Source organism: Catenulispora sp. GP43, assembly GCF_041260665.1.
In the GTDB taxonomy this organism is placed as follows: domain Bacteria; phylum Actinomycetota; class Actinomycetes; order Streptomycetales; family Catenulisporaceae; genus Catenulispora.
In genome coordinates this window covers 199,637-226,232 of the sequence record NZ_JBGCCT010000013.1, presented here as the reverse complement: position 1 = coordinate 226,232, position 26,596 = coordinate 199,637, and the positions used below count along the sequence as shown (strand labels likewise).

The 26,596-nt window shown below is 70.4% G+C and carries 23 protein-coding genes; 15 read left to right on the top strand and 8 right to left on the bottom strand.

All coding sequences use genetic code 11. The features are described from left to right. Nucleotides 1-78: 78 nt before the first annotated feature. From ABH926_RS26360 to ABH926_RS26345, 4 genes are all read left to right on the top strand, one after another. Complete coding sequence (locus ABH926_RS26360; RefSeq protein ID WP_370368450.1) at nt 79-2,055, top strand: hypothetical protein; 1,977 nt, start codon at nt 79-81, stop codon at nt 2,053-2,055. Nucleotides 2,056-2,108: 53 nt separating this feature from the next. Continuing rightward, the gene (locus ABH926_RS26355) at nt 2,109-4,037 is read left to right on the top strand and encodes a tetratricopeptide repeat protein (RefSeq protein ID WP_370368449.1); all 1,929 of its coding nucleotides are present in this window, start codon (nt 2,109-2,111) and stop codon (nt 4,035-4,037) included. 161 nt (nt 4,038-4,198) lie between these two features. Continuing rightward, entirely contained in the window at nt 4,199-5,224 is a 1,026-nt protein-coding gene (locus ABH926_RS26350; protein WP_370368448.1) for an ATP-binding cassette domain-containing protein, read from the top strand. Further along, nucleotides 5,221-6,084, top strand: coding sequence for an ABC transporter permease (locus ABH926_RS26345; RefSeq protein ID WP_370368447.1), 864 nt, complete (start codon nt 5,221-5,223; stop codon nt 6,082-6,084). Before ABH926_RS26350 ends, ABH926_RS26345 begins: the two co-directional genes overlap by 4 nt. A gap of 37 nt (nt 6,085-6,121) precedes the next feature. Here the strand turns inward: ABH926_RS26345 and ABH926_RS26340 are convergent, their stop codons facing one another. Both ABH926_RS26340 and ABH926_RS26335 read right to left on the bottom strand, forming a co-directional pair. Further along, on the bottom strand, nt 6,122-9,328 hold the full coding sequence (locus ABH926_RS26340; protein ID WP_370368446.1) for a BTAD domain-containing putative transcriptional regulator: 3,207 nt from the start codon (nt 9,326-9,328) through the stop codon (nt 6,122-6,124). A gap of 28 nt (nt 9,329-9,356) precedes the next feature. After that, nucleotides 9,357-10,583 (bottom strand): beta-ketoacyl synthase, encoded by a 1,227-nt coding sequence (locus ABH926_RS26335; RefSeq protein ID WP_370368444.1) that lies wholly within the window; start codon nt 10,581-10,583, stop codon nt 9,357-9,359. A 286-nt stretch (nt 10,584-10,869) separates the two neighbouring features. Between ABH926_RS26335 and ABH926_RS26330 the strand changes: the two genes are divergently transcribed. Next, nucleotides 10,870-12,891, top strand: a complete 2,022-nt coding sequence (locus ABH926_RS26330; protein ID WP_370368443.1) for a glycosyl hydrolase family 28-related protein — start codon at nt 10,870-10,872, stop codon at nt 12,889-12,891. 102 nt (nt 12,892-12,993) lie between these two features. Here ABH926_RS26330 and ABH926_RS26325 read toward each other — a convergent pair whose 3' ends face one another. Then, a complete protein-coding gene (locus ABH926_RS26325; RefSeq protein WP_370368442.1) occupies nt 12,994-13,869 on the bottom strand; it encodes a helix-turn-helix transcriptional regulator in 876 nt (291 codons plus the stop codon). Nucleotides 13,870-14,057: 188 nt separating this feature from the next. Here ABH926_RS26325 and ABH926_RS26320 point away from each other — a divergent pair, with 188 nt between their 5' ends. Continuing rightward, entirely contained in the window at nt 14,058-14,834 is a 777-nt protein-coding gene (locus ABH926_RS26320) for an SDR family oxidoreductase (protein ID WP_370368440.1), read from the top strand. Here the strand turns inward: ABH926_RS26320 and ABH926_RS26315 are convergent, their stop codons facing one another. Beyond that, nucleotides 14,835-15,590: a DeoR/GlpR family DNA-binding transcription regulator gene (locus ABH926_RS26315; protein WP_370368512.1), complete on the bottom strand. Its 756-nt coding sequence runs from the start codon at nt 15,588-15,590 to the stop codon at nt 14,835-14,837. A gap of 55 nt (nt 15,591-15,645) precedes the next feature. On the opposite strand from ABH926_RS26315, the gene ABH926_RS26310 reads away from it, so the two are divergent. Continuing rightward, complete coding sequence (locus ABH926_RS26310; protein WP_370368438.1) at nt 15,646-16,026, top strand: DUF4406 domain-containing protein; 381 nt, start codon at nt 15,646-15,648, stop codon at nt 16,024-16,026. Nucleotides 16,027-16,124: 98 nt separating this feature from the next. On the opposite strand, the gene ABH926_RS26305 is transcribed toward ABH926_RS26310, so the two are convergent. Further along, nucleotides 16,125-16,736 (bottom strand): ABATE domain-containing protein, encoded by a 612-nt coding sequence (locus tag ABH926_RS26305; protein ID WP_370368437.1) that lies wholly within the window; start codon nt 16,734-16,736, stop codon nt 16,125-16,127. A gap of 74 nt (nt 16,737-16,810) precedes the next feature. Between ABH926_RS26305 and ABH926_RS26300 the strand changes: the two genes are divergently transcribed. Both ABH926_RS26300 and ABH926_RS26295 read left to right on the top strand, forming a co-directional pair. Continuing rightward, nucleotides 16,811-17,773, top strand: a complete 963-nt coding sequence (locus ABH926_RS26300; RefSeq protein WP_370368436.1) for a pyridoxamine 5'-phosphate oxidase family protein — start codon at nt 16,811-16,813, stop codon at nt 17,771-17,773. Continuing rightward, nucleotides 17,770-18,231 carry a nuclear transport factor 2 family protein gene (locus tag ABH926_RS26295; RefSeq protein WP_370368435.1) on the top strand — a complete coding sequence of 154 codons (462 nt, stop codon included), beginning with the start codon at nt 17,770-17,772 and terminating at the stop codon, nt 18,229-18,231. Before ABH926_RS26300 ends, ABH926_RS26295 begins: the two co-directional genes overlap by 4 nt. A gap of 55 nt (nt 18,232-18,286) precedes the next feature. On the opposite strand, the gene ABH926_RS26290 is transcribed toward ABH926_RS26295, so the two are convergent. Next, complete coding sequence (locus tag ABH926_RS26290; RefSeq protein WP_370368434.1) at nt 18,287-19,834, bottom strand: FUSC family protein; 1,548 nt, start codon at nt 19,832-19,834, stop codon at nt 18,287-18,289. Between ABH926_RS26290 and ABH926_RS26285 the strand changes: the two genes are divergently transcribed. Further along, nucleotides 19,800-20,363 (top strand): hypothetical protein, encoded by a 564-nt coding sequence (locus ABH926_RS26285; RefSeq protein WP_370368433.1) that lies wholly within the window; start codon nt 19,800-19,802, stop codon nt 20,361-20,363. The genes ABH926_RS26290 and ABH926_RS26285 overlap by 35 nt on opposite strands. Before the next feature lie 298 nt (nt 20,364-20,661). Here ABH926_RS26285 and ABH926_RS26280 read toward each other — a convergent pair whose 3' ends face one another. Next, nucleotides 20,662-21,513, bottom strand: coding sequence for a helix-turn-helix domain-containing protein (locus tag ABH926_RS26280; protein ID WP_370368432.1), 852 nt, complete (start codon nt 21,511-21,513; stop codon nt 20,662-20,664). 125 nt (nt 21,514-21,638) lie between these two features. On the opposite strand from ABH926_RS26280, the gene ABH926_RS26275 reads away from it, so the two are divergent. From ABH926_RS26275 to ABH926_RS26260, 4 genes are all read left to right on the top strand, one after another. Further along, nucleotides 21,639-22,391, top strand: a complete 753-nt coding sequence (locus tag ABH926_RS26275) for an SDR family oxidoreductase (RefSeq protein ID WP_370368431.1) — start codon at nt 21,639-21,641, stop codon at nt 22,389-22,391. 14 nt (nt 22,392-22,405) lie between these two features. Beyond that, on the top strand, nt 22,406-23,305 hold the full coding sequence (locus ABH926_RS26270) for an SDR family oxidoreductase (RefSeq protein ID WP_370368429.1): 900 nt from the start codon (nt 22,406-22,408) through the stop codon (nt 23,303-23,305). Between the two features lie 41 nt (nt 23,306-23,346). Continuing rightward, nucleotides 23,347-23,592 carry a tautomerase family protein gene (locus tag ABH926_RS26265; RefSeq protein WP_370368428.1) on the top strand — a complete coding sequence of 82 codons (246 nt, stop codon included), beginning with the start codon at nt 23,347-23,349 and terminating at the stop codon, nt 23,590-23,592. Between the two features lie 181 nt (nt 23,593-23,773). Then, nucleotides 23,774-24,811: an alcohol dehydrogenase catalytic domain-containing protein gene (locus ABH926_RS26260; protein ID WP_370368426.1), complete on the top strand. Its 1,038-nt coding sequence runs from the start codon at nt 23,774-23,776 to the stop codon at nt 24,809-24,811. Between the two features lie 39 nt (nt 24,812-24,850). Here ABH926_RS26260 and ABH926_RS26255 read toward each other — a convergent pair whose 3' ends face one another. Then, the gene (locus ABH926_RS26255) at nt 24,851-25,597 is read right to left on the bottom strand and encodes an HAD family hydrolase (RefSeq protein WP_370368425.1); all 747 of its coding nucleotides are present in this window, start codon (nt 25,595-25,597) and stop codon (nt 24,851-24,853) included. A gap of 83 nt (nt 25,598-25,680) precedes the next feature. On the opposite strand from ABH926_RS26255, the gene ABH926_RS26250 reads away from it, so the two are divergent. Then, nucleotides 25,681-26,454, top strand: a complete 774-nt coding sequence (locus ABH926_RS26250; protein ID WP_370368424.1) for a class I SAM-dependent methyltransferase — start codon at nt 25,681-25,683, stop codon at nt 26,452-26,454. Nucleotides 26,455-26,596: the final 142 nt, after the last annotated feature.

The following is a 26,596-nucleotide window of genomic DNA, read 5'->3' as shown; positions in this document are numbered from 1 at the left end:
GCCGGGGCGGCGCACCGCCCCGGCCCGCCGCGCAATCCGATTGCGACAGCCCAGCTCAGCCCCGTACTCTCACCGCCCGTGGAACACATCACCGCCGCGGTGGACGCCGTCGACTGGCCCAACCTCAAGCACGCCTACGGCCCGGCGACCGACACCGCCGGACACCTGCACGCGGCACTGGCCGGAGACGCCAACGCGGTCAACAAACTCGACATGTCGCTGTACCACCAGGGCGGCTGCGTCTACCCGGCAGCCGCCGCAGCGGCACCGATCCTCATCGACCTGGCCTGCGAACCAGCCATCGCACATCGGCCCTCGATCCTGGACATGCTGAGCCGCTTCGCCGCGTTGCTGCTCGACATCCGCGAGCCGTGGCGCTCGCAGCCGCACGCTCAAGTGCTGCGCGCGACCATGCAGGACGCCCTCGTCCGCTTCATCGACCTGCTCGACGACGCCAAGCCCGGCATCCGGGAAGCCGCAGCCGACATCATCGCCGCCTACGACAGCGGCACCGACCAGATCACCGATGCGCTACGTCGCCGCTTCCCGATCGAGTCCGATCACCGCGTCCGCGTCGTGCTGCTGCTTTCGCTCGGGGAACTGTCGGCCCAGCTGCCGCCCGATGCCCGCGCCGCTGTCGCCGCGTGGGCGGACGAGGCGACCCGCACCGATCGCCGCGCACGCCTGGCCGGGCTGATCGCGCGCCACCAGCTGACCCCGGCGCGCGCCGACGCCGCCGACCTCCTCGAGGCCCTCGCCGATCCGGCGTTGGTGGCGAAGGACTATTTCGCCAGGGCCGCCACTGTCGGTGAACTGGCCACTTGGGTTTCCCACCGTGTCGACGACCGCGATTTCCAGCAGCGGTTCGCCACGTGGGCGTTGAACCATGACGAGATCCGCACCAGCGGCGCGCCGGTGTTCATGCAGGTCGGCGGTGTGATGCTGCGCTCGCGTGTCGCAACGGCGGAGCTGCTTGCGGACGTCGCGGCACTGCTGGGCCATCCCCTGGCCGAGGTACGCCTCGGTGCCGCTCACCTTCTCGCCGCCGCCGGGCGGTGCGCGCAGCCGTACGCAGACCTGCTCGCCGCCGCACTGCACGACCCTGACGACGCGGTCGCCACCCGGGCCGTGTGGGCCCTGGCCGTCCTCGGCGATGCCCGCGCGATCCCCGACCTGGCCGCGGGCATCGAAGCCATCGAAGCCACCGAGGCCGATGGCACACTGCGGCGGTTCGCCGCGAGCAGCATGCACTACGGGGCCGAGGTCGTACCGTTCATGGTCACCGACCTGCCGGGCCTGCTCGACGTCCTGGCCCCGATGCGGCAGCACGCCGAAGCCCTGCTGCCGGCCATGCGCCGCCGACTCGCCCACGAAACCACCACCCCCGGCCTGCACCATCTCACCGAGACCCTCGCCGGCTTCGGCCCCGCCGCGGCGGCCGCGCTGCCGGAGCTGAGGGCCCTGCTGGACTCGCCGCACCCCGAGCTGGCGTGCAACGTCCTCGGCGTACTGGGACCACACGCCACCGAGGCTGCGGAAGACCTCCACCGCGTCGGAACCTCACCGCTGCCGGGCGCCGAAGCCGCAGCCTGGGCCTATCTGCGCGTCACCGGCGATCCAGTCCCGCTGCTTGCCGCGCTCAGTGTCGAACGGGGCCTGTCCGGCCCGGCGCTTACGTTCCGCCGAGCCGCCGCCCTCGGCCCCGACGGGGCGCAGCTGGCCGAGGGCTTCGCGACCATGCTCGATGCCAAGCCGCAGTACTGGCCGACCTGGACCGGCATCGAGGCCGCCCACGCGCACTGGCGCATCACCGGCGACCCGACGCTGTGCCTGCGCGTCTTCGACACCGCACTCGATCCGCTGCGCCACGGCCGCCAGCTGCCGATCTCCCGGCAGGTCCTGCGCTACCTGCCGGCGCTCGGCGCGGACGCAGCGCAGTTCCGGCCGCTGCTGGAGGACATGGTCGCAAGCAGCGAGCGCCTGATCTACAGCGGCGGCTGGCGCGGCATCGCCGAGGACGACGAGGCGGTGCGCCTGGCTCGTGCCGCGATCTGACTTCAAGACAACCACCCCCAGGACCCGCGCCCCACCGAATATGATCCGCAACCATGCCCGACCACACAGGCGCCGACCTCGAAGTACAGCGCAGCCGCAGCAACCTGGCAGCCGGCGACCTCGCCCACGCCGCCGTCCACCTGGCCCGCGCCCTCGACCACGACCCGTCCCTGCAGGCGGCCTACACCTGCCTGAACGACCTCGCCGAAGCCGCAGGCTCCTTCGACGCCGCACGCGCGATGTTCGCCGGCGACGGAGGCAGCGTCGCCCCCGGCAACGCAGCCGCGATCACCGCGCTGCTGCCGGGCCAGGGACAGATACCCCAGGCCGTGGAACTGCTCGGCAGCCTGACCGCAGCCAACCCGGCCAAGCCCTGGGCCGCAGCCCCCTGGTTCAGCCCAGACCTGGCGGCGACACTGCCAGAAATCAGCATCGGCCGCGCCATCACCACCGTCTGGCAAGCGATCGGCAACCCCGCACCGGAACCCACGGCGCGCGCCGCACAGCCGTGGCTGGCGCTGGCACGCGCCGCCGCAGCCCGCCCCGACATTCGCGCCGACGTGCTGTGTGCGGCATCGGCGCTGGCCAGGCGGCTCGGCGCGCACGACGACGCCATCGCCTGGTGCCAGGCCGCGGTGGAACGGGACAACCAGACCGAAGGCGTGCCCTCACAACACACGCTGATCATGCTCGGGTACGCCTACCGCGACGCCGGCCGGCCCGCCGAGGCGATCGAAGCGTGGACCCGCGCCACCACCCGGACCCCCGCCAATGCCGACCTCCTGCTGGACCTCGCCGACATCACCTTCGACCAGGGCGACTTCCCGCAGTCGCTACGCTGGGCCGAGCGGGCCGCGGCCCTGAAGGGCTCCGCGCCGAAGCCGAAAGTGCAGGCCGCGCTGCTGGCCGCCCGGTTCCGCACCAGCACCGGAACCGGAACCGGCGGCAGCGGCAGCGGCAGCGGCGACCCGGTGAACCACATCCCGGACGCCGCACCCCTGATACAGCTCGCAGACCTGTCCGCAGCCAACCCGGAATCCGCCTACATCCGCCGCTGCCTGTCCCGGGCCTGCGACGGTATGCCGTGGCTCATGCTCGTCCCGCCCCCGACCGAGGCGATCTGCGCCAGCTACGGGGAACTGGCACGGATCGAGGAATCAGGCGAAGGCCAGGTCACCAGCGCCCAGTCATACATGACCTCCCTGGAAGCGCCGACCCCGATGACGCTGCACCGCACCCGCTTCCCCCAAGCCTCGATCCAACTCGGGCCGATCATCGAACCAGACCCCCGCACCCCGATGACCACACAGTTCGGCACGCCGCTGTGGAGCTACGACGGAACACACGCCACCGCGACAGTGCCACCACCCGGCGCCGAAGCACTCGAACTCGTCCACGACGTCGGAGGCGGCATCTGGGCCGACCCGCTCGTCGCCTACGACCAGGCCGCCGGATTCGCCACACTGAACGCCGACGACCTGCTGGGACTACTCGCCCACATGCCGCCACCAACAAACCCCTCGTGGGTGAAGGTGAACCGCGAACACCCGCTGACCTGGCAGCGGCTGGCGCAGGTCTGGGTGTGTGTCGGCATCCTGCATCACCGCCCCGAGCAGCCGTGGGCCGACTCCGGGCGGCGCGCGCTGCTGTTGCGTCTGTTGTTCGGGCCTGAGGACTGGACTGTTGAGGCGGCGGCGTTCGCGTTGTGCGTCAGCGCTTGGCGTTTCCCGGCGCAGCGTGCGGACGTCGCCGAGGTGATCGGGCGCCGGTACCTGCACGCGGCCGAGGCGCTCGGGCGGCGGCCGACCCAGCTGCACGACCCCCTGGCGCGGATCCTGCTGATCTGCCCGGCCGCCGACCGCAAGATCGCGCGTCAGGCACGCAAAGCCCTGGACGTGCAGCGGCAGGCCGCGGACGTCGTCGACACCGACCAGCTGAAGGAGTCGCTGCTGCGCAGGTGGACGCGCCGCAAAGACAGGTAACAGCCCGGCGCCACTTGCCGGCATGCCGGTCTGCCGCTCAGCCGCTCAGCCGCTCAGCCGGTCGCGGTGAAACCGCCGTGTTGCCGCCGTGTTGCCGCCGTGAAGCCGGCCGCACCTACCTTCGGCCCTGAGCCCGCCAGGGTACGAAGGAGTGCGACGACATGACCACAGCCACCAGCGCCGTCGAGGCGGCCGGGTTGCGCAAAGAGTTCGGGAAGTTCCGTGCGGTCGACGGTATCGACCTGCAGGTGCGCCAGGGGGAGATCTTCGGGGTGCTGGGCCCGAACGGCGCCGGGAAGACCACGGCGCTGCGGATGCTGGCCACGCTGCTGCCGATCGACGGCGGCGCCGCCCGGGTGTTCGGGGTGGATGTGGCGCGGGAGCCGCACCGGATCAGGCAGCTGATCGGGATCACCGGCCAGTACGCGTCCGTCGATGAGGACATGACCGCCGTGGAGAACCTGTGGATGTTCGGGCGGCTGCAGGGGCTGCGTTCGGCCGACGCGCGCGCCACCGCACGGCGGCTGCTGGGCCAGTTCGACCTGGAGGAGGCCGCGGACCGGCCGATCGCGCAGTTCTCCGGCGGGATGCGGCGGCGCCTGGATCTGGCGGCGAGCCTGATCACCCGGCCGCCGCTGATCTTCCTGGACGAGCCGACGACGGGTCTGGACCCGCGGACCCGCGGACAGATGTGGGACACGATCCGGAACCTGGTCACCGAAGGCTGCACGGTGCTGCTCACCACCCAGTACCTCGACGAGGCCGACCAGCTGGCCGGGCGCATCGCGGTCCTGGACCGGGGCCGCAAGGTCGCCGAGGGCACGCCGGAGCAGCTGAAGGCCTCGGTCGGCAACTCCACGCTGCAGCTGCACCTGGCCGCCGGCGCCGACACCGGGACGGCCCGGCAGGTCGTGACGCGCGTCGCCGGCGCCGAGGCGGTGCTGACCCCGGAGTCCGGCCGCATGAACGTGCCGCTGGACACCGCCGACCGTGCCGCGGACGTGCTCATCGCGCTGCGGGAGGCCGGAGTGTCGATCGCGTCGGTCAGCGTGGCGCAGCCGACGCTGGACGAGGTGTTCCTCGCCCTCACCGGCCACGGCACCGATGACAACCGCACGGATGACGACCCCGATGGCGGCAGCGCCGTCCCGAACCCCGCCGACCACACCGCCCGGGAGACCCAGTGACCACCGCCTCCGCCTCCACGCCCACACTGCCCGCCAAGCCAGAGGCGGCACACATCGTCGACCCGGCCGCGGCCGTCGCCGCCGCCCGCGCGCACGGCACCCCCGCCGAGATCGGCACCCAAACCCTGATCATGGCCTGGCGGGCGCTGAAGAAGATGCGCCGCAACCCCGAGCAGTTCTTCGACGTCACGATCCAGCCGCTGCTGTTCACCGCGATGTTCGCGTACATCTTCGGCGGCGCGATCTCCGGCGGGGTGAGCGCCTATCTGCCGGTGCTGATCCCCGGCATCGTCGCCCAGACCGTCCTGACCACCTGCATGTCCACGGGGGTGCAGCTGCGGGAGGACATGGACAAGGGCGTGTTCGACCGGTTCAAGTCGCTGCCGATGGCGCGGATCGCGCCGCTGGCCGGCCCGATGATCGCCGACCTGGTGCGCTACCTCATCGCCTCCGGGCTGACGTTCGTCGCCGGGCTGCTCATCGGCTACCGGCCCGGCGGCGGCGTGCTCGGGGTGGCCGGCGCGATGCTGCTGGCGATCGTCACCGGCTGGTCCCTGGCCTGGATCTTCACCTGGCTCGGCACCATCACCTCCAGCGCCAAGTCGGTGCAGGGCATCTCGATGCTGATCCTGTTCCCGCTGACGTTCCTGTCGAACGCGTTCGTGCCGGTACAGACGCTGCCGCGCTGGCTCGCCGACTTCGTGAAGATCAACCCGGTGTCGCACCTGGTGTCCGGGACCCGGGCGCTGGCCAACCACGGCACCGTCAGCGCCGAGGTCGGCTGGACCCTGCTGGCCTGCGCCGCCGTCATCGCCGTCTTCGCGCCACTGTCGACCCGCGGCTACCGCCGGAGCCTGTGAAACCCGGCCCCGGCCAGCCCTACGTTCCCTACGTTCCCTACGATCCGTCCGGCAGCCGCCACGCCGCCGCCCGCGCCTCATCCAGCAGCGCCGGCGGGCGGCGCCCCGCATACTGCGCCCGCAACCGCCCAAGCCCACCAGGCCACGCCTTCTCCGCAACCGCCACGATCTTCTCCCACGCCATCGTCGGCAGCATCCGGTTGTACGCGAACGCCTCAGCCAGCACCAGCAGCCGCACCGCATCGGCCGCCGGCGCGGCCCCGCGCAGCAGCGCCCACGCCCCCAGCGAAAACAGCAGCAACCCGGCAGCCGGATAGTCCAGGCGCTCGTTGTCGACGGTCAGCACCCGGCACGCGCTGTCCCGGCACGCCACGAACATCGCCGCCCCGCACGCCAGCTCATCAGCGGACTGCCCGTACCAGGCGTGCGCGTTCAACACCAACGCGTCCCCGAAGTAGCTCCACAACTCGGTCCCGGTCCGCATGACATCAGGAACCTCGGTCTGGTGCATCCGCCGCGCACATTCCCGATACAGCCGCAGCCCCGCCTCGGCCGCGCCGTCGGCCAGCAGCAGCTCGGCCCGGCAGATGTGCCGGAACACGTCCGTGCCGAACGACGCCGCCCGCACCTCGATGCCGTCGATCCGCGCCAACTGGGCCCGGGCCGCCTCCAGCCGGCCCGCACCGATGTCACACAGCACCAGCAGCGCCCGCAGCTGCGCCTCATCATCGTTGGCGCCGAGCCGCTCGGCCACCGGCAGCGCCGCCACCGCATGAGCGACCGCAGCGTCGGTGTCGCCGAGCTGCATCGAAAGCTCCGCCAGCAGCGCATGCGGCAGCGCCGCCGCCCACGGCCCCACCTCGGCGACCGGCTGCGACTGCGCCAACTCCAGCACCCGCTGCGCCGCCGACAGCGCACCGGCCAGATCACCCTCGTTCTCGCAGTGCCGACTCAGCCACAACGCCGCCACCGAACCCACATGCCGATCCGGCGACGCCGCCAACTCACCCAGCCGCGCGGGGAAAGCCTCATCGACCGCCGGAGCACACGTCAGCAACACCTGAACCAGAGCCGCGACATACGCATCCTCGCCGCTGGCCGGCCCCAGCCGCCGCAGCACCTCGAACAGGTCCGCACGCTCCCCGGACAGCGCCAACGAAATGTTCAACGTGATCGCCACCGCCGCCCGCGCCACATCAGCCAACGCCGGCGGCGGCACCCACTCCCACAACGCGTCACGGACCGCGCCGCCGACAACCAGCAGCCGAATATGCTCCCCGCGCATCATCCACATCGTGCCCAACGCCGCCAACAAAGCCACCAGCGACTCACAGTCACCGTCGGCGATAGCGCCGCGCAGCTCATCAGCCAGGTTCGTCTCCTCCTCCCCGAGCGCGCCGATCGCCTCGAACTGCCCGGCCCCGGCGAATCGCAGCCGCCGCGCCGCCACATACTCCACAGCCCAGCGGCGCTGCGCGGCACGCGCCCGGTCCTGTTCGCCGGCGCGCGCCAGCTGCATCCGGCCGTATTCGCGCACGGTCTCCAGCATCCGGTACCGCACGCCGCCGGCCGGTCCTTCGCGCACCGTCACCAGCGACTGGTCGACCAGCCCCTGCACCGCGTCGATCACGGCCGCTTCGCCGAGTGCTGATTCTCCGCTGACGTGCGCGAGTACTGATTCGGCGGCGTCCAGTGTGAATCCGTCGTGGAACAGCGCCAGCGCCCGCAGCGCCCGCTGCTGCTGCCCGTTGAGCAGGTTCCACGACCATTCGATGACGGTCAGCAGCCCTTGATGCCGGTCCGGGGCGCCGCGGCCGGCGCCGCGCAGCAACGCGAACCGGTCCTGCAGCCGCCGGTCGATGTCTTCGACGGCCATGATCCTCACCTTCGCCGCGGCCAGCTCGATCGCCAGCGGCAGCCCGTCGAGTCTGCGCACGATCCGGGCGATGACCTGCTCGTCCAGCCGCGCGCCGGGCCGTGCGGCCAGGGCTCGTTCGGTGAACAGCCGCGCGGCGTCGGCGGCGCGGAGTTCACCGAGTGGATACAGCTGTTCGGCGGCGATCGCCAGCGGCGCCCGGCTGGTGGTCAGCACCCGAAGATCGCCGGTGGCGGCGACCAGGAACGCCACCAGGTCGGCGACGGCGGCGATGAGGTGTTCGCAGTTGTCGAGCACCAGCAGCGCCGGCACCTGCCCCAGCTGCTGCGCGATCCGCGCGGTGAAGTCAGCCTGCTGCCGGGCACTGAGTGCTGTGCGGCCGCTGACCGAGTCACGCACCCCCAGCGCCGAGCCCACTTCCATGGCCAGGTCCTGTGCCGAGGTGATTGCGGCCAGTTCCACGAAATACACCGCCGGCTGCTCGGCCGAGCGTGCGATGACCTGCGCCAGCCGGGTTTTGCCGAGCCCGCCGGCCCCGATCACCGTCACCACCCGCGATGCGGCCAGCGCCGCCGAAAGATCCGCGACATCACCGTCGCGGCCGATCAGCGCGGTGGCGTCGTAGCGCAGCCCGTGCCGTACCGGACGGTCGGCGGCCAGCAGGGCACGCTGCACCCGCGCAAGCACCTCGGAGGGTTCCGCACCGACGGTGTGGCGCAGTTCCCGCCGGTAGCGTTCGAACCGGTCCAGTGCCGCTGCCGGACCCCGCACCGCTGCTTCACTGCGCAGCAGGTCAGCAAGCAGCGACTCGTCACGCGGGTCACGCTCGTGCGCGGCCTGGAGCCGCGGCAGCGCCTGGGCGTGTGCCCCGGCGCGGCTGGCGGCGCGCGCCGCGACCAGGTGGGCGCTGGCGGTTTCGGCGGCTGCGGCGCGGCGGATGTCGGCCAGCGGCCCGGTGGCGTCGTCTGCGGGTGCCGGGGTTGAGGATTGGGCCAGTTCCAGTGCTTGGCCGGCCAGGTGTGCGGCGCGGGCGGGGTCGTGGTCCAGGGCGGTGTGGGCGTCGTGGACGAGTTGGGTGAGTTTGGTGCTGTCTACGTGTTGGGGTCCGGTGCCGAGCCGGTATCCGGCGGCTTCGCGGGTGATGATGTCGGCTCCGCAGGTGCTGCGGGTGCGCGATATGAGCACTTGCAGGTTTTTGGTGCTGGTGGCGGGGGCGTCGGGGCCCCAGATGAGGTCGATGAGTTCGTGTGCGCCGACTGGCCGGCCGTGGCGTGCGGCCAGGGCGGCCAGTAGCGCTTGCGGGCGCTCACCCACGACGGGGATGCCGTGCCAGCGCACGTCGTCCAGCAGGGTCAGGGCGATGCTCACCGGCCCAAGTCTAGGAGTGCGGCTGGTCTCAGGCGCGGGTGAAGGCGACGCTGACGTTGTGGCCGCCGAACCCGAAGGAGTTCACCAGGGCGGCGTGGAAGGGTGTGTGGCGGGTTTCGCCGGTGATGAGGTCGAGTTCGGTGGCGGGGTCGGGGGTTTGCAGGTTGCGGATGGCCGGGGCTGCGCCGTCGCGCAGTCCGTGGACGGCGGCGAGGGCTGCCAGGGCGCCGGAGGCGCCGAGCAGGTGGCCGGTCATGGATTTGATGGCGCTGATGGCGGGGTGGGTTCCGATGGCTTCGCTGATGGCGGCGGCTTCTTCGAGGTCGCCGCCGGGTGTGGCGGTGGCGTGGGCTTGGACGAGGTCGATGTCGTGGGGTGTCAGGTCGGCTTCGTGTAGTGCGGCGCGCATGGCGCGGATTTGGCCGTCGACGTCGGAGGCGGTGATGTGGCCGGCGGCGGAGGTGATGCCGGCGCCGGCTGCGGTGGCGAGGGGCTGGGCGCCGCGGGCGCGGGCGAAGTCGGCGCGTTCCAGGACCAGGACGGCGCCGCCTTCGCCGAGGACCAGTCCGTCGCGGTCGATGTCGAAGGGGCGGGATGCGGCGGCGGGGTCGTCGTTGCGTTTGGACAGGACCGTCATTTGTGCGAACGCGGCCAGGGGCAGTGGCAGGACGCAGGCTTCGGCGCCGCCGGCGACGACGACGTCGGCGCGGTTCAGCCGGATGAGGTCGATGGCCATGGCGATGGCTTCGGCGCTGGAGGAGCAGGCGCTGACGGGGGTGCGGGCGCCGCCGCGGGCGCCGAGTTCCATGCTGACCCAGGCGGCGGGGCTGTTGGCCATGAGCATGGGGACGGTCAGGGGTGATACGGCGCGCGGGCCTTTCTCGCGCAGCTTCTGCTCTTGGGTCAGCAGTGAGGTGACGCCGCCGATGCCGGTGCCGATGACCACGGCCAGGCGTTCGGGGTCGACGTCGGGCCGGCCGGCCTGGGCCCAGGCCTGTCGGGCGCTGATCAGCGCGATCTGGGCGCAGCGGTCCAGGCGCCGGGTTTCGATCCGGGACAGTGCCTGCTCCGGTGGTGTGTGCAGGCCGGCGGCGATCCGTACCGGCAGGTTTTGGGCCCAGGTGTGTTGTACGGCGGTGACGCCGGAGTGTCCGGCGAGCATCGCCTCCCAGGTGGAGGTGGCGTCCGGGCCCAGCGGGGTGGTGGCCCCGACGCCGGTGACAAGGATCTGATCAGGTGTGCTGCGCTCGGGCATGTACGGGGCCTTTCTGTTTCTCGTCGGCCGGGGGGTGTGCGGTCGAGCCGTCACGATCACCCTCGCAGTGATCAGGGCCGTGGATGTAGGCCGTCATCCTCCCGAGATCAGCCCTCGATGTTGTGCGGTTCCCACTGGTGCGGGTTCCACCGGCGCCGTCGAGAGTGCGCAATATTCGACGCAACTCGCGCAAGAAATCTTGCAGAGCCAGAAAGACTTCGACGATCTTCGGAAATCAACGTACAGAACTCTTGCTTCGCCGACCGCCGACCCCTACGGTCCTCTCATGTCCACACCCACCAAACCCCTGGCCGCGGCCTTCGCCGTGGTCCTGGGCTTCAGCACGCTGCTCGCCGCGGGCCCGGCCGGCGCGGCCTCGGCCGCCGCGGCCCGGACCACCCGGGCCGCGCTGGATCCCGCGCTGGTCGCCGGCCGCGGCGCCGATCTCGGGTTCGCCGAGCAGGAAGCTGAGAACGCCGTCACCGACGGCACGGTCATCGGTCCGGGCACCGATGCCTACACCCTGGCCGCCGAGGCGTCGGGCCGCTCGGCCGTGACGCTCAAGCCCGGCCAGTACGTGCAGTTCACGCTGCCCGCGGCGGCCAACGCCATCACGGTGCGGTACAGCATCCCCGACGCCCCCACCGGAGGCGGCATCACCGCGCCGCTGGACGTGTCGGTGAACGGCGGCGGCCACCGCACGATGACGCTGACGTCGCAGTACGCGTGGCTGTACAACGAGTACCCGTTCAGCAACGACCCGAATGCCGGGCCGCTGAACCCGGACTGGTGGACCACCGAGTGCAACTGCGTGCCGGACCAGACCACCCCGGCGCCGGTGTTCCCCACGCCGTTCCGGCCCAACCACTTCTACGACGAGCAGCGGCTGCTGCTGGGCCGTACCTACCGCGCCGGCGACGTCATCCGCCTGACCGCCCCGGCCGGCAGCCCCGCGTCCGGCACCACCATCGACCTGATGGACTCCCAGCTGGTCGCGCCGCCGAAGGTCGATTTCGCCGCGGCGAACGTGCTGCTGTTCGGCGCGGACCCGACCGGACGGCGCGACTCCGCCGATGCCATCGACCGCGCCATCGCCTTCGCGCACCTGGCGCACGTCCCGGTGTACATCCCGCCGGGGGTGTTCCAGGTGAACCGGCACATCATCGTCGACGACGTCACCATCTCCGGCGCCGGCAGCTGGTACACCATCATCAAGGGCCACCAGGTGACGCTGTCCAGCCCCGCGCCGGACGGCTCCATCCACACCGGCGTCGGCTTCTACGGCAAGGACGCCTCGGCCGGCGGTTCGCACAACGTGCACCTGTCGGACTTCGCCATCGAGGGCGACGTCCGCGAGCGCATCGACACCGACCAGGTCAACGGCATCGGCGGCGCGCTTTCCGACTCCAGCATCGAGGGGCTCTACATCCACCACACCAAGGTCGGGATGTGGCTGGACGGCCCGATGGACCATCTGACGATCGAGAACAACCAGATCGCCGACCAGATCGCCGACGGCATCAACTTCCACACCGGCGTCACCGGCTCGGTGGTGCGGAACAACTTCATCCGCAACACCGGCGACGACGGCCTGGCGATGTGGTCCCAGACCACCGCCGACGCCGACGACGTCTTCGACCACAACACGGTGCAGACACCGGTGCTGGCCAACGGCATCGCCCTGTACGGCGGCACCGACCTGACCGTCTCCGACAACCTGGTCGCCGACCCCATCCGTGAAGGCTCGGCACTGCAGATCGGCAGCCGCTTCGGCGCGGTGCCGTTCGCCGGCACCATCACCGTCAAGGACAACACCACCGTGCGCGCCGGCACGTTCGAACTGAACTGGAAGATCGGGCTGGGCGCGATCTGGATCTACGCCCTCGAACACAGCATCGACGCGAACATCCAGGTCAGCGGCGACGACTTCCTCGACAACACCTACAACGCGATCATGCTGGTGTCGGACTTCTCGGTGAAGGACCAGTACCAGATCACCAACGTGCACTTCAGCGACATCAAGGTCGACGGCACCGGCACCTCGGTCGTCTCGGCCCGCACCGCCGGCGGCGCCACCTTCCAGAACGTGGTCGCCCGCAACGTCGGAGCCGTCGGCATCAACAACTGCGGCTCATTCCACTTCACCCCCGCCGGCTCGGAGTTCACCGTCACCGACCTCGGCGGCAACACCGGCGGCGGCACCACCGGGCCCTGGCTGGCGCCGTGGGAACTGCCGAACACCATCACCTGCGACGACCGCCCGCCGGTCGTGCCGCCCCCGGCCCCCTCGGCCTGGCCGACCAGCTGAGGGAACACCGAGCGTCGCCGCGCCCAGGAAGTGGGAGGGCGCGGCGACGCTCAGCTTTTCCCAGCACACCCGCCACCGGCAGTGGCACCGGCCGGCCAGCACTCACCCGCGCACCGGCTCCGGCGCCGTCCACGAATCCAACACCCGCAACGCCTGCGCACTGTCCGACCCCGGCTGAACCGTGTACACACACAACGTCTGCTCAGCATCCCCCGGAGCCTGAAACGACTCATAGGAGAAGCTCAACTCCCCCACCACCGGATGCCGATAACGCTTCACCCCATGCGTACGCCGCAACACCCGATGATCATTCCACCAGCCGGTGAACTCCGGACACGCCAACATCAACTCCCCGACCAGATCCGCCAACTGCCGATCCTGCGGATAACGCCCCGCCTCGAACCGCAACATCGCCACCGTCTCAGCCGCGATCTGCTCCCAATCCCCGACCCGCTCACGCGCCAGCGGATCCAACAGGTAATACCGCGCCATGTTCCGCCTGGTCGCCGGCAACACCTCGAAATCAGTGATCACCGCCCGCGCCAACCGGTTCGCCGCCAACACATCGGTCCGCCGGCCCAAAATGAACGCCGGCACATGATCCAACGTGTCCAGCATCAGATGCAGCCCCGGCCGCACCCGCTGCACCCGCGACGGCGCGCGCCGCGAAACCGCCGCCCCCGCACCGCCGCCGCCGGCGCCGCCGGCCAGCAGGTCCGACAGGTGCTCGGCCTCGGTGTCATCCAGCCGCAGCGCCCGCGCGATCGCCGCCACCACCTCCGCCGACGGGTTACCGGCCCGGCCCTGCTCCAGCCGCGTGTAGTACTCGCTGCTGACCCCGGCCAGCCGCGCCACCTCATCCCGGCGCAGCCCCGGCACGCGCCGGATCCGCCCGTCGAACGGCAGCCCCGCGGTTTCGGGACTGATTCCGGCACGCCGCGAACGCAGGAACCCGGCGATCTCCTTGGCACGGTCCATGCCTCAAGTCTGGTCCACGCCGCGCCGTTGCGGACGGGCCAGGGTAGCCCTGCCAGTACCTGCCTGCACGGGGACAGCTATGGCCGCCGGAACGCCCGGCGCGACTGGTGTTCTGGATGTGGGCCGCAAACCAACCGGCCGAACACCTCCCACACCGACTTCCACCTGAGCTTTTGGAAGGTTCACCCATGTCCAGCAACACCTGGGGCACACCCCTGACCGGCCGCGTCGCAGTCATCACCGGCGCGTCCAGCGGCATCGGCCAGGCCTGCGCCGAACGTCTGGCCGCCGGCGGCGCACACGTCGCCGTCGTGGCACGCCGCGCCGAACGCCTCACCGACCTGGTCGCACGCATCACCGCCGCCGGCGGCACCGCCCTGGCCATCACCGCCGACGTCACCGACGCCGCCCAGATGCGCGCCGCCGCAGACCGCGTCCGCACTGAACTCGGCACCGCCGACCTGGTGGTGAACAACGCCGGAGTGATGCTGCCGGCACCCGTGCAGGAGTTGGCCGTCGAGCAGTGGCAGCAGCAGATCGACCTGAACATCGGCGGCGTCATGAACGTCATCGCCGCCTTCACCCCGCACCTGCTCGCCGCCGCCGCCGAACGCGGCGTCGCCGACCTGGTCAACACCTCCTCGATCGCCGCGCAGAACATCTTCCCCGGCTTCGCCGTGTACTGCGGCACCAAGGCCTACGTCACCCACCTGTCCCGGCAGCTGCGGGCAGAGCTGGGCCCGAAGAACGTGCGGGTGTCCGCACTGGAACCGGGCATCGTCGGCACCGAACTGCAAAGCCACGTCACCGACGCCGGCGCCCTGCAATGGCTGGCCGGCGCGAAGCAGAGCATGGAGTTCCTCACCGCATCCGACATCGCCGAGACCGTCGCGTTCCTGGCCTGCGCACCGCCGCGCGTCAACCTGCAGCAGCTCACGATCATGCCCACCGGCCAGCTGAGCTGATCACGACGCCAGCAACACCTCCACGCCGCCGGCCACCAGCGCCGCGACCGTCGCATCACCGGCATCCACATCGGTCACCACACCGCTGACCTCAGCCAACGGCAACACCGTGTACCGGGATGCGGCACCGACCTTCTCAGCGCTGGCCAACACGTAGGTGTCGGCGGCGCGCGCGGCCAGGGCTCGTTTCATGGCGGCTTCGTCGGCGTCGGCGGTGGTCAGGCCGGCTTGCGGGTGGACGCCGGTGACGCCGAGCAGGAACACGTCGGCGCTGATCTGCGCGGCGGCTTCGGCGGCGGCGGCGCCGCAGGTCACCGCGGAGTGTTTGAACAGCCGTCCGCCCAGCAGGAACACCTCGGCTTCGTGGTCCAGCAGGGCCGCGGCGATGGTGGGGCTGTGGGTGATGACCGTGCAGTTGAGGGTTTTCGGCAGGGCCTCGACGACGGCGCCGGTGGTGGTGCCCCCGTCGAGGATGACGGTGGCGCCGGGCCGGATCAGGGTGGCGGCCAGGGCTGCGACGCGCTGTTTGCTTTCGGGGGCGACGGCGTCGCGGGCGGCGTAGGCGACGACGGCCGGGGAGGCGGGCAGGGCGCCGCCGTAGACGCGGACGGCCAGGCCCGCGGCGTCCAGCTCGCGCAGGTCGCGGCGGATGCTGTCCGCGGAGATGCCGAGTTCGGCGGCGATGGCTTTGGCTTCCAGGCGGCCCTCGCGCCGCAGCCGTTCCAGGAGCAGTTCTTTGCGCGCGGCGGCCAGCATGCCGATTCCTTCCGACTCTTTCACGGTGTTGCATGTTTGTGGCATCCTACACGGCATGACGAAACCTCTGCTGATTCTGATAGCGGGCCCGTACAAGTCCGGCACCAACGGCGACGAGGCGCTGATGCACCGGAACCTGCGACGGCTGCAGGAGGCGGCGTGGCCGATCTTCGCCGCCGGACATGTGCCGATGATCGGCGAGTGGGTGGCGCTGCCGGTGCTGGACTCCGCCGGCGGCTTCGGCCCGAACGATCCGCTGGCCGAGCAGGTGATGTATCCGACCGCGCAGCGGCTGCTGCAGCACTGCGACGCCGTACTGCGGCTGCCCGGTGAGTCCGCGGGCGCCGATCAGGATGTGGCGATCGCCAGAGGGCGCGGCATCCCGGTGTACACCAGCCTGGAGCAGATCCCCGGCGCCCAGGCGGCAGGGGTCTGATGCGGGGTGCGTCTCAGTGCGGGGTGCGCCTCAGTGTGGGTGCGCCTGAGTGTGGGGGTGCGCCTCAGTGTGGGGGTGCGCCTCAGTGTGGGTGCGTCTTAGCGCGCTGAGCGCACCTTGTCGTAGTGCCGTGCCGCGCGCACCCGGTTGCCGCACGTCACCGAGCACCATTCGCGCCGCGGATGGGTTTTGACGAAGTACAGCACGCAGCCCGGCGCATGGCAGGCGCGGAGTTTGTCGGCGTCGGGCCCGGTGAGCAGCGTGACCGCATCGGCCGCGACGTGTGCCAGGCCTGTGGTGATCGCCGAGGGGCCGCTGGTGCTGCTCGCCCGCAGTTGCCCGTCGTCGGCCAGGGCGATCCGCGGTGCCGGCAGGTGCGCCAGGACCTCGTTGAGGTCACCGACGGCGGTCTCGACATCGGCGGTGGCCGAGGCCGCCTCGGGCCGGTCATCGCCGGTGACCAGGGCGGCCAGACGCCGCAGGGCGTCCCGCAGCTGCCGCGCCGCGTGCAGTTCGGCGGCAGTGGCGCGCGCCCCTGAGCGTTCGATCGCGACGGCGTCGCAGAAGGCGGTCAGGTCCTCGGTGCCGACGAGGCTGTCGTGCAGGCCCGCGGTGTCGGCCCAGATGGTGGCCATCAGGGCGATCGGCGCGGCCTCCTCGGCCAGCATCCACTCCCGCTGCGTCGTCTGCTGCCCGGCCGCCTCATCCATGCCGCGAGGTTATCACGGATGGATTCACTTGCATCCGTGATAACCCCGTGGTAGACCTTTTCACGGATGCAGAAGTGAGTTTCCGTGAGAAGGGCGGGATGGCTGTGCCGAACGACAACGCCGACACCGGCTTCCACGCCGGCGAACTGGCCGTACAGCGCGCCGCCGGTGTCGCCGACGAAGCCTCGCGGCTGTCGCCGATGCTCGCCCCGGCACGCTTCTCCGCCGGGTTCGCGAACTTCCTCGCGCAACGCACCTTCGTCGTCCTGGCCGGCACCGACACCGACGACCGCCTGTGGGCCTCGCCGCTGGCCGGGCCGCCCGGGTTCGTGCAGGTGAGCTCGCCGACCCAGGTGACGCTTCACGCGACCCCCGCCGCCGGCGACCCGCTGCACGACATCCGCCCCGGCCGCAAGGTCGCGATGACCGCGATCGAGTTCGCCGCACGCCGCCGCGTCCGCATCAACGGAACCCTGTCCCACGCCGACACCGGCACCGGCACCGACATACTGCGGATCGCAGCCGACCAGGCCTACGGCAACTGCCCCCAATACATCACCCCGCGCCTGCTCACCCCCACCGACGCCACCGAAAACCCCGGCCCCCGCGGCGTCATCCGCCGCGACACCGCTCTGAGCGCCGAGGACGTCGCCCTCATCCGGGCCGCCGACACGTTCTTCCTCGGCACGCGCCACGCCGGCCGCGGCACCGACGTGTCACACCGCGGCGGGCCCGCCGGGTTCGTCCGCGTCGACGGCCAGGCCCTGTGGTGGCCGGACTACCCGGGCAACAACCTGTTCAACAGCCTCGGCAACCTGGCTGTTGACCCGACGGCGGCGCTGCTGTTCTTCGACTTCGCCTCCGGTGCCACGCTGCAGCTGTCCGGCACCGCCGAAACCCTGTGGGGCGCCCCCGGCCCGGCCGACAGCGAGGCCGAGACCGGCCGGGTCGTCCGCTTCACCCCGCAACACCTCGTGGCCGGCCCTTTACTGCCGGCCCGGCAGATCACCCCCGGCCCTGAAAGGACCCTGCCATGACCGGCTCCCGTCCACCCTTCCCACCGTTCGACCAGCAGGCGGCACTGCGCAAAGTGCAGGCCGCCGAGGACGCGTGGAACACCCGCGACCCGCAGCACGTCGCGCTGGCCTACACCCCGGATTCGCAGTGGCGCAACCGCGACGTGCACCTGGTGGGACGTCCGGCGATCGTGGAGTTCCTGACCGCCAAATGGGAACGCGAACAGAACTACGCGCTGCGCAAGGGCCTGTGGTCCTACGACGGCAACCGCATCGCGGTGCGGTTCCAGTACGAGTGGCACGACACGGCCGGGCAGTGGTGGCGCAGCTACGGCAACGAGCTGTGGGAGTTCGATACCGCCGGGCTGATGAGCCGGCGTGAGGCGTCCATCAACGACCGCCGCATCGAGGCGGCCGAGCGCCGGTGGTTCGGTCCGCGCCCGGAATCCGAACACGGAGCCGACTTCCCGCTGTGGTGAACCCGCCAGGCTGCCGGCCGCCGACGAAGTTCGGCGGCCGGCAGCCCGTTCTGTATCAGTGCAGCACCGACACCTTCGCCGCCGCCGCCAACTCCGGCTGCAACCGGCGCGCCACATCGACGTGGTCGCCGGTCCAGATCACCCGGACCGCCGTGGCGGTGGCCTGCCCGTCGGAGTCGATGAGGTCGGTGCGGACCGAATCGACCAGCCGCGCCGCCGCCTCCGGCCGCAGCTGCACCGGCGCCGGGATCGGGGTGCGCCCGCCCAGGCTGTCGGCCAGGCCCCGGTACCAGCCGGTGACACTGTCGGCAGCCTCCAAGATGGCGTTGTGCGCGGCGCTCTTGTCGGCCATCGCATGGCAGCGGCCGGTCTTCTCCCACAGCGCCACCACCGAATCCGCCGCCAGACGCAACCCGACCACACCGGTGACCAGCGTGGTGGTGTCGGCCAACGACAGCGGCTTCGCACCTCGCTCAGCCAGGTAGGTGCGGTAGGCGTCATCCAGCCGCCGCGCCGACGCGGCCGCCTCACGGCTCTGCGCCGCTACCGGCTCCACCGCCGGCGGCGTGCTCGTCGAACCGTCACAGTGCCCCAGCGCGTACGCCACCGCACCCGACAGATACCGCGCAGCATCCGTATACGCCCCCGCCAGGGCCTTGTCCACGGCGGCGGCAGCACCGCGCGGCCAGAAGAACAACGCCACCACGATGCTCACACCGCAGCCCAACGCGATGTCCTGGATCCGCAGCAGCACGATGTGCCAGTCCGGGTTCTGCCCGATGTTGAACAAGATCACCAGGGTGACGGTGAACGCCGCCTGCCCCGCGGTGAACGAGATCGCCGCCGGCGCGATACCGGCGATCAGGATCGCCACCGGCAACAACAGCCACAGCACAGTGCCGTGATGACCGATCACCTGCAACAACCCGGCCCCGATGATCGAGCCCAACACCGTCCCCAGCACCGCACGAACCGCGTTCTGCCCGGTGTTCAACGCGTTCGACCGCAACACCGACAACGTACCGAGCAACACCCAGAACGAATGCTGCACGCTGGTCACATCAGCCAACAGCACCGCGATCGCAAGACCGATGGCGCCGCGCACACTGTTGTGCAGCCACACCGAACTCCACCCCAGATGCGCCGAAGCCCGCTCCCGCGCCGAGGCCAGGGGCTTGGCCAACGCCCCCGGCTCCCGGCCCAACAGCCGATCCGGCCAACCGCGCTGCCACGCCTGCGCCGCCAACTCCACGTTCCCGGCGATCTGCGCCACCGCGAACCCCAGCTCCAACGCCCGGAACGAGAAGTCCAATGTGGAGATGAACGTATAAATCTCGGCGGGGGACTCACCCACAGGCTGATCCACCGGCAACCGCGCCGTCGAACTCGCCTCCATCGCCGCCAACGCCACCTGCAACCGCTCCACCGACAACCGCAACGGCCCCACATCACCGCGCAAATCCATCAACAGCGCCGAAGCACCATCCAAAACCTCCGCAGCAGCCACCCGCGCGGCGCGCGCCGCCGGATCACACGCCGGCGGCTGCTCCTCATAGTCCGGCCGGTCAGTGAGGATCGCGCACAACCACGTCAACTCATCCACCAACCGCACCAGCGTCCGCGACGACGTCGACAACCCCGTCGGCCGATACGGCGTCGCATCGAACATCCGGCGCAGCGCGTCGTTGGCGGCAGTGGTCTCATCAGCGGCGATCTTGCACGCGGCGGCATCGAACGCCCTGCTGGAACCCGTCGCCACCGCATCAGCACGCAACAACGCCGCAGCCGCCCGACACACCCGCGCCGCCGGCCCCGCCAGCGGATCCGACGCCGGCCGCGGCCACAACAACGTCACCGCCGGCAACGCCGCGGCCGCCGCCAAACCCGCACCGATCAACCGATCCGACAACTGCGAGAACGGCACAGGCGTCGCCACCGGCAACACGAACGCCAACAACAACGCCGTGGCACTACCGGCCAGCACCGAACTGACCACCCCGGAGAACAACACCACGAACGCCACCGCCAGCGTCGCCACTATCGCCAGCCACGTCACCCGCGCCACAGCCGTCCCGACACAGATCAACGCCGCCCACGCCACAGCCAACGCGAACTGCGCCCGCAACCGCTGAATCAACGTGCCGCTGTAATCCACCAACAACAACATCGAAAACGAACCGAACGCGGCGAAACTCGCCATCGTCGACGAATGGAACACCTGCGTACACAACGCGAACAACGCCGGCATCACCACCGCGGTCCGCCCCGCACGCCGCGTCGCCGCCAACGCCGGATCATGCGACCGCAACCACCCCGTCAGCGCCGACAACCGCCCCTGAACCCAGGCCCCTGACGACATTCACACCTCCGGTGAGCACGTCGGCCTGGCCGGGCGCCACACCGCGCTCAAATGTGTACCACCGCCGACGATCACTGTGTCGGATCAGCCGCCAAATCTTGCGTACCGAGAACCGACAACAACTCCAGCTTCTCCACCGCATCAGTACCCGGCACCGGACTGAACCACAGCAACCGCTGACTACCGTCCTCAGTAAGCAGGTTCAAACAGTTCACATCGATGATCCCCAGCTGCCGGTGCACAATCCGCTTCGTGTCCATCCGCCGAACCGCCACATCATGCCGGCCCCACAACACCGCGAACTCCTCACTACGCCCCAACAACTCCGCGATCATGCCGTTGGCCTCCTCATCGGCCCGACCACGCCGCGCCATCGCCGCCCGCAGATCCGCCACGAACGTCTGCGCATGCCGGTCATGATCCTCCGGCGGATACAACGCACGAGCCGCCGGATCCGTAAACCACCGGTACACAAACCCCGCCCGCGGCCCCACCCCCACCGGAGCCGGCCCCAACAACGCCTCAGCCAGCCGGTTCTGCACCAACACCACATGCAGATCAGTGATCACCCGCGCCGGCGTCCCCACCAGACGATCCAACAGATCCAACATCCCCGGATGCACATGCGCCGCACCCCCACCGGCCGGCGGCACCGGCCGCCCCGCCAACTGATACAAGTGATCACGCTCATCCCGGGACAGCCGCAACGCCCGAGCGATCGCCGCCAACATCTGCTCCGACGGCTGCGCCCCACCCCGCTCCAACTCGATGTAGTAATCCACCGAAGCCCCGGCAAGCTGCGCCACCTCATCCCGGCGCAACCCCGGCACCCGACGCCGCGGCCCCGTCGGCAACCCCACATCCCGCGGCCGGATCCGATCCCGCCGCGACTTCAGAAAACCACCCAGCTCCACCAAATCCACCCTCCCAGTCTGGATCACCCGCCCGCCCCGAGCCAGGGGGTGCCGACCCCTGGGTAAACGACAACTGGTTACCGCCCCCGACCTGCCGCACCGTGGTCACAACGAAACCGGAAACGGAGAAGACCATGACCACGGACACCACCGGGAACACCCCCCGCGTCGCCATCATCACCGGCGCCTCACGCGGCATCGGCGCAGCCGTCGCCCACCACCTCGCCGCCGACGGACACACCGTCGTCCTCGGCTACGCCGGCCGCGCCGACCTCGCCGAACAAGCCGTCACCGCCATCACCGCCGCCGGCGGCCACGCCATCGCCGCCCAGGCCGACGTCGCCGACGAACACGCCGTCACCGCCATGTTCGACACCGCCGAGCAGCAGTTCGGCGGCATCGACACCGTCATCAACGCCGCCGGACAGATGAAACTGTCCACCGTCGCCGACCTGGACCTCACCGACCTCGACACCATGCACCGCACCAACATCCGCGGCGCATTCGTCATCGCCCAACAAGCCGCCAAACGCCTGCGCCCCGGCGGATCCCTGATCCTGTTCTCCACCTCCGTCATGGGCACCAAATTCCCCACCTACGCCGGATACACCGCCAGCAAAGGCGCCGTCGAAGCCATGACGCTCATCCTCGCCCGGGAACTACGCGGCCGCGACGTCACCGTCAACACCGTCGCCCCCGGACCCACCGCCACCGACATGTTCCTCGACGGCAAAGACGACGAACTCATCGCACACCTGGCCGCACAGAACCCCCTGGAACGCCTCGGCCAGCCCGACGACATCGCACGCCTCGTCACCTTCCTCGCCGGACCCCAAGGCCACTGGGTCAACGGACAAGTCATCCGCGCCAACGGCGGAATGGTCTGAAAGGAACCACCACCATGACACCCAGCATCATCATCGTCACCGGCGCCTCATCCGGATTCGGCAACCTCACCGCCCGAGCCCTCGCCACCGCCGGACACACCGTCTACGCCGGCATGCGCGAAACCACCGGACGCAACACGGCGCGCGTCACCGAACTCGCCCGACTGGCGGCCGACACCGGCGCTGACATCCGCGGCATCGAGATGGACGTGCAGGACCAGGACTCCGTCGACGTCGCCGTCGCCCAGATCGCCGCCGAACAAGGGCGCCTCGACGTGGTCGTCCACAACGCCGGACACATGGTCCTCGGCCCCGCCGAAGCCTTCACCCCCGAACAGCTCGCGCAGCTGTACGACATCAACGTCCTGAGCACACAGCGCGTCAACCGCGCCGCACTGCCGCTCATGCGCCGCGCCGGCTCAGGACTGCTCGTCTGGGTCGCCAGCTCCAGCACCCGCGGCGGACACCCGCCCTTCCTCGCCCCCTACTTCGCCGCCAAAGCCGGCATGGACGCCCTCGCCGAAAGCTACGCCGCCGAGACCATCCGCTACGGCATCGACACCGTCATCGTCGTCCCCGGCGCCTACCCGTCCGGCACCAACCACTTCGCCCACGCAGGCCTGCCGGCCGACACCGCCCGCGCCGCCGAATACGACACCGCCTACGGCGAACTCCGCGCCCAGATGGCCGACCGCCTCGCCGGCCTGTTCCCCGCCGGACACACCACCGACGAAGTCGCCGAGGCCATCGTCGCCGCCGTCGACACCCCCGCAGGCCGGCGCCCCTTCCGCATCCACATCGACCCCAGCCGCGACGGCAGCGACGTCGTGTCCACCGTCGCCGACCGCATCAGAGCCGAGTTCTACCACCGCATCGGCATCGCCGACCTGCTCCCCGAACACGCCAGCCGCTAACACTCACTGAAGACAACCGCCCCAAGAAAGGCCCACCCGCCATGCCCTTCGCCAACTTCAAAGTCCCCGCCGGCACCCTCAACGACCAGCAGAAAGCCGACATCATCCACCGCACCACCGAGCTGTACGTCGACATCTACGGCGAACGCGCCCGCGGCGGCACCATGGTCCTCGTCGAAGAAGTCACCGACGGCGGCTGGGGCATCGGCGACCACGTACTGACCCTGGCCATGCTGCAGGGCGACACCGAGCCGGCCCCCGACAGAACCGCCAAGCCGACCGACTGAACCAAAGGGGTACTGCCATTACCCCTACAACCAGACACTCCCCGGCACCTGGCAAGCAGCGTTGACTGAACACCCGTGGCCGCCGCCGCGATCACCCGAACAGCGGTACCCCACCCGCGGCGGCACGCCACAACCCCCGCAACGCCGCACGATGCAAGCGACACCAGGAACGAGGGAACCCATGCGCGCCACCTACATGTACGGAGCCGGCGACGTCCGCGTCATCGACGTCCCCGACCCCGCCGTCAAACACCCCACCGACGCCGTCGTCCGCGTCGTCGCCTCCTGCATCTGCGGCTCCGACCTGCACCCCTACCACAACCGCCCGCACACCGACGACGGCGCCTCCACGGGCCACGAATTCCTCGGCATCGTCGAAGACACCGGCCCCGACGTCACCACCGTCCGACGCGGCAACCTCGTCATCGCCCCCTTCGCCTGGTCCGACGGCACCTGCGACTACTGCCGCGAAGGCCTGCAGACCTCCTGCCGCCACGGCGGCTTCTGGAACTCCGGCGACGTCGGCGGCGGCCAGGCCGAAGCCGTCCGCGTCCCCCTCGCCGACGGAACCCTCGTCCCCGTACCCGTCGAAGAAGACTCCCCCCTCATCCCCTCCCTGCTCACCCTCTCCGACGTCTACGGCACCGGCTACCACGCCGCCCTCAAAGGCCGCGTCCGCCCCGGCACCACCGTCACCGTCATAGGCGACGGCGCCGTCGGACTCCTGGCCGTCCTCGCCGCCAAACGCCTCGGCGCCGAACAGATCATCCTCATGGGCCGCCACACCGACCGCACCGACCTCGGCCGCCACTTCGGCGCCACCGACGTCGTCGCCGCCCGCGGCGAAGAAGGCATCCAAGCCGTCCGCGACCTCACCGGCGGCGACGGCACCCACACCGTCCTGGAAGCCGTCGGCCACATGCCCGCCTACGAACAAGCCCTCGGCGTCGTCCGCCCCGGCGGCATCATCAGCCGCGTCGGCGTCCCCCAATACGACCAGGCCCCCGTCGGATTCACCACCCTGTTCGGCCCCAACATCACCCTCACCGGCGGCCCCGCACCCGCCCGCGCCTACATCAACACCCTGCTCCCCGACATCCTCTCCGGCGCCGTCGACCCCGGAAGAGTCTTCGACCGCACCATCGGCATCGAAGAAACCCCCGAAGGCTACAAAGCCATGGACGACCGCACCGCCCTGAAAGTCCTCATCCGCGACTGACCACGACTCCACGCCACACCGATACGCCACACTGACCGACTAGGGCCTGTCCTGTCGATCAGTGCTGGTGTTGTCGGGCCGCTGCCAGTCCGCCAGAGTCGGTATCACGGCGCGCAGGTCCTCGTCGTCGACGATCGTCGAGGCTCTGGCTCGGGCCTGCTGATCGGCGTTGAAGGCGATGCTGAGGCCGACTTCGTCGAACAGCGGCAGGTCCGATCGGCTGTCGCCGATGGCGGCGCACCGGTCCGGCCCGAGGCCGAGTTCCGCCGCGTAGCCCAGCGCGAAGTCGCGTTTGCCGAACTCGTCGAAGGCTGCCAGCACCCGGCCGGTGAACGTCCCGTCGACGGTCTCGAGTTCTGGTCCGCAGTAGGCCGCGAATCCGAACCTCTGCCCGAGGTGCTTCCCGATCGGCTGCCAGGCCAACGTGGCCAGCACCGGCAGCAGGCGGTGCGCGCGGCACCACCCGACGGTCTCGGCGATGCCGTCGACGAGCGGTAGCCCGGTCAGCCAGTCGTCGATGTCCTGTTCGGTGTGGCCCGCCCACGCCAGGGCGTCCACGGCTGCGACCTCGGGGTTGGTCAGCAGGCCGGCGGCGTAGGCCGCCTCGGCTTTGGTCATCTCCTCCTCGGTGCCCAGGTATCTGGCCACGTGGACTGCGGATCCGGGGGCGGGTACGAGGGTCCCGTCGATGTCGACGAAGACCACGCCGGCCCATGCCGACGGGAACGTTCCGCCCACGACGGCGGGATCGCCGAGGAGAACCTCTGCTGAGGCCGGCAGTTTCATGTCACGACAGTAGCGAGATCAGTCGGTTCGCCGCGGCGGGAAACCGCGTGGACATGGCCGCGGCAAGGCGAAACAGTAGGCGCATGGAACCCGATAGCCGGCGGAACCGGACTGCGTGGGAGGCGGCATCGGAGAAGCACGTCCGGGAATACCGGGAACTGCTGGCCCAGGCCAGGAATGAGTGTTCGCTGTTCGCGGACGAGCTGGACTTGCTGGGCCCCATCCTGGCGCACTCGCCTGTTGTCGTGCATCTGCAGAGCGGCCACGGCCTGGATGACATCGCCCTGATCGATGCCGGCGCCTGCTCGGTCGTCGGTGTGGATTTCAGCCAGGTGGCGGTGACAGCGGCGCAACAGCGAGCGGACGAGTTGGGGGTGGCCTGCCGCTACGTGGTCGCAGAACTGCCGGGTGCGCCGCTGCGCGACGCGTGCGCGGATCTCGTCTACACCGGCAAGGGGGCGTTGATCTGGCTGCCGGACCTGCGGGCATGGGCTGCTGATGTCGCCCGCCTGCTGCGGCCCGCAGGGCATCTGTTCGTCTACGAGGCCCATCCGGCGGTGCCCTTGTGGACTTGGGACGAGGACGAGCCCCGGATTCGACCTGACCGCGGCTACTTCGAACGCTCGCACGTCAACGACACGTTTCCCGCGCATGGAGCGGTGGAGTACCAGGCCACCCTGGCAGAGGTCATCAACGCGGTGCTCTCCGCCGGCCTGGAGTTGCTGCACGTAGCAGAGTATGCCGAACCCTTCTGGCGACCGGACGGCGTCGCGGCGGCGGCATGGGGAGGACGGCTGCCGAACGCCTTCGCGCTTATCGCACGGCGAAGAGATTCCGGCCTCACCGCTGATTGCTGAGTCTTGGAGCGGTGGATGTTCAGCCGGCCCCACAGGCCTATGCCGTCGTGTTCGGACACCGGCCCGGCGGTCGTGGCGATCGTTCTTGCCGGCGACGGCGAGCGACCACCGAACTTCGATCCAGCGCCTACCGCGGCAGCCT

Bases quoted from the DNA above. Each gene is read 5' to 3' on its own strand.
- ABH926_RS26355 (WP_370368449.1), top strand. From the start codon at position 2,109: ATGCCCGACCACACAGGCGCCGACCTCGAAGTACAGCGCAGCCGCAGC.
- ABH926_RS26350 (WP_370368448.1), top strand. From the start codon at position 4,199: ATGACCACAGCCACCAGCGCCGTCGAGGCGGCCGGGTTGCGCAAAGAG.
- ABH926_RS26335 (WP_370368444.1), bottom strand. From the start codon at position 10,583: ATGCCCGAGCGCAGCACACCTGATCAGATCCTTGTCACCGGCGTCGGG.
- ABH926_RS26330 (WP_370368443.1), top strand. From the start codon at position 10,870: ATGTCCACACCCACCAAACCCCTGGCCGCGGCCTTCGCCGTGGTCCTG.
- ABH926_RS26325 (WP_370368442.1), bottom strand. From the start codon at position 13,869: ATGGACCGTGCCAAGGAGATCGCCGGGTTCCTGCGTTCGCGGCGTGCC.
- ABH926_RS26320 (WP_370368440.1), top strand. From the start codon at position 14,058: ATGTCCAGCAACACCTGGGGCACACCCCTGACCGGCCGCGTCGCAGTC.
- ABH926_RS26315 (WP_370368512.1), bottom strand. From the start codon at position 15,590: ATGCTGGCCGCCGCGCGCAAAGAACTGCTCCTGGAACGGCTGCGGCGC.
- ABH926_RS26310 (WP_370368438.1), top strand. From the start codon at position 15,646: ATGACGAAACCTCTGCTGATTCTGATAGCGGGCCCGTACAAGTCCGGC.
- ABH926_RS26305 (WP_370368437.1), bottom strand. From the start codon at position 16,736: ATGGATGAGGCGGCCGGGCAGCAGACGACGCAGCGGGAGTGGATGCTG.
- ABH926_RS26295 (WP_370368435.1), top strand. From the start codon at position 17,770: ATGACCGGCTCCCGTCCACCCTTCCCACCGTTCGACCAGCAGGCGGCA.
- ABH926_RS26275 (WP_370368431.1), top strand. From the start codon at position 21,639: ATGACCACGGACACCACCGGGAACACCCCCCGCGTCGCCATCATCACC.
- ABH926_RS26270 (WP_370368429.1), top strand. From the start codon at position 22,406: ATGACACCCAGCATCATCATCGTCACCGGCGCCTCATCCGGATTCGGC.
- ABH926_RS26265 (WP_370368428.1), top strand. From the start codon at position 23,347: ATGCCCTTCGCCAACTTCAAAGTCCCCGCCGGCACCCTCAACGACCAG.
- ABH926_RS26260 (WP_370368426.1), top strand. From the start codon at position 23,774: ATGCGCGCCACCTACATGTACGGAGCCGGCGACGTCCGCGTCATCGAC.
- ABH926_RS26255 (WP_370368425.1), bottom strand. From the start codon at position 25,597: ATGAAACTGCCGGCCTCAGCAGAGGTTCTCCTCGGCGATCCCGCCGTC.
- ABH926_RS26250 (WP_370368424.1), top strand. From the start codon at position 25,681: ATGGAACCCGATAGCCGGCGGAACCGGACTGCGTGGGAGGCGGCATCG.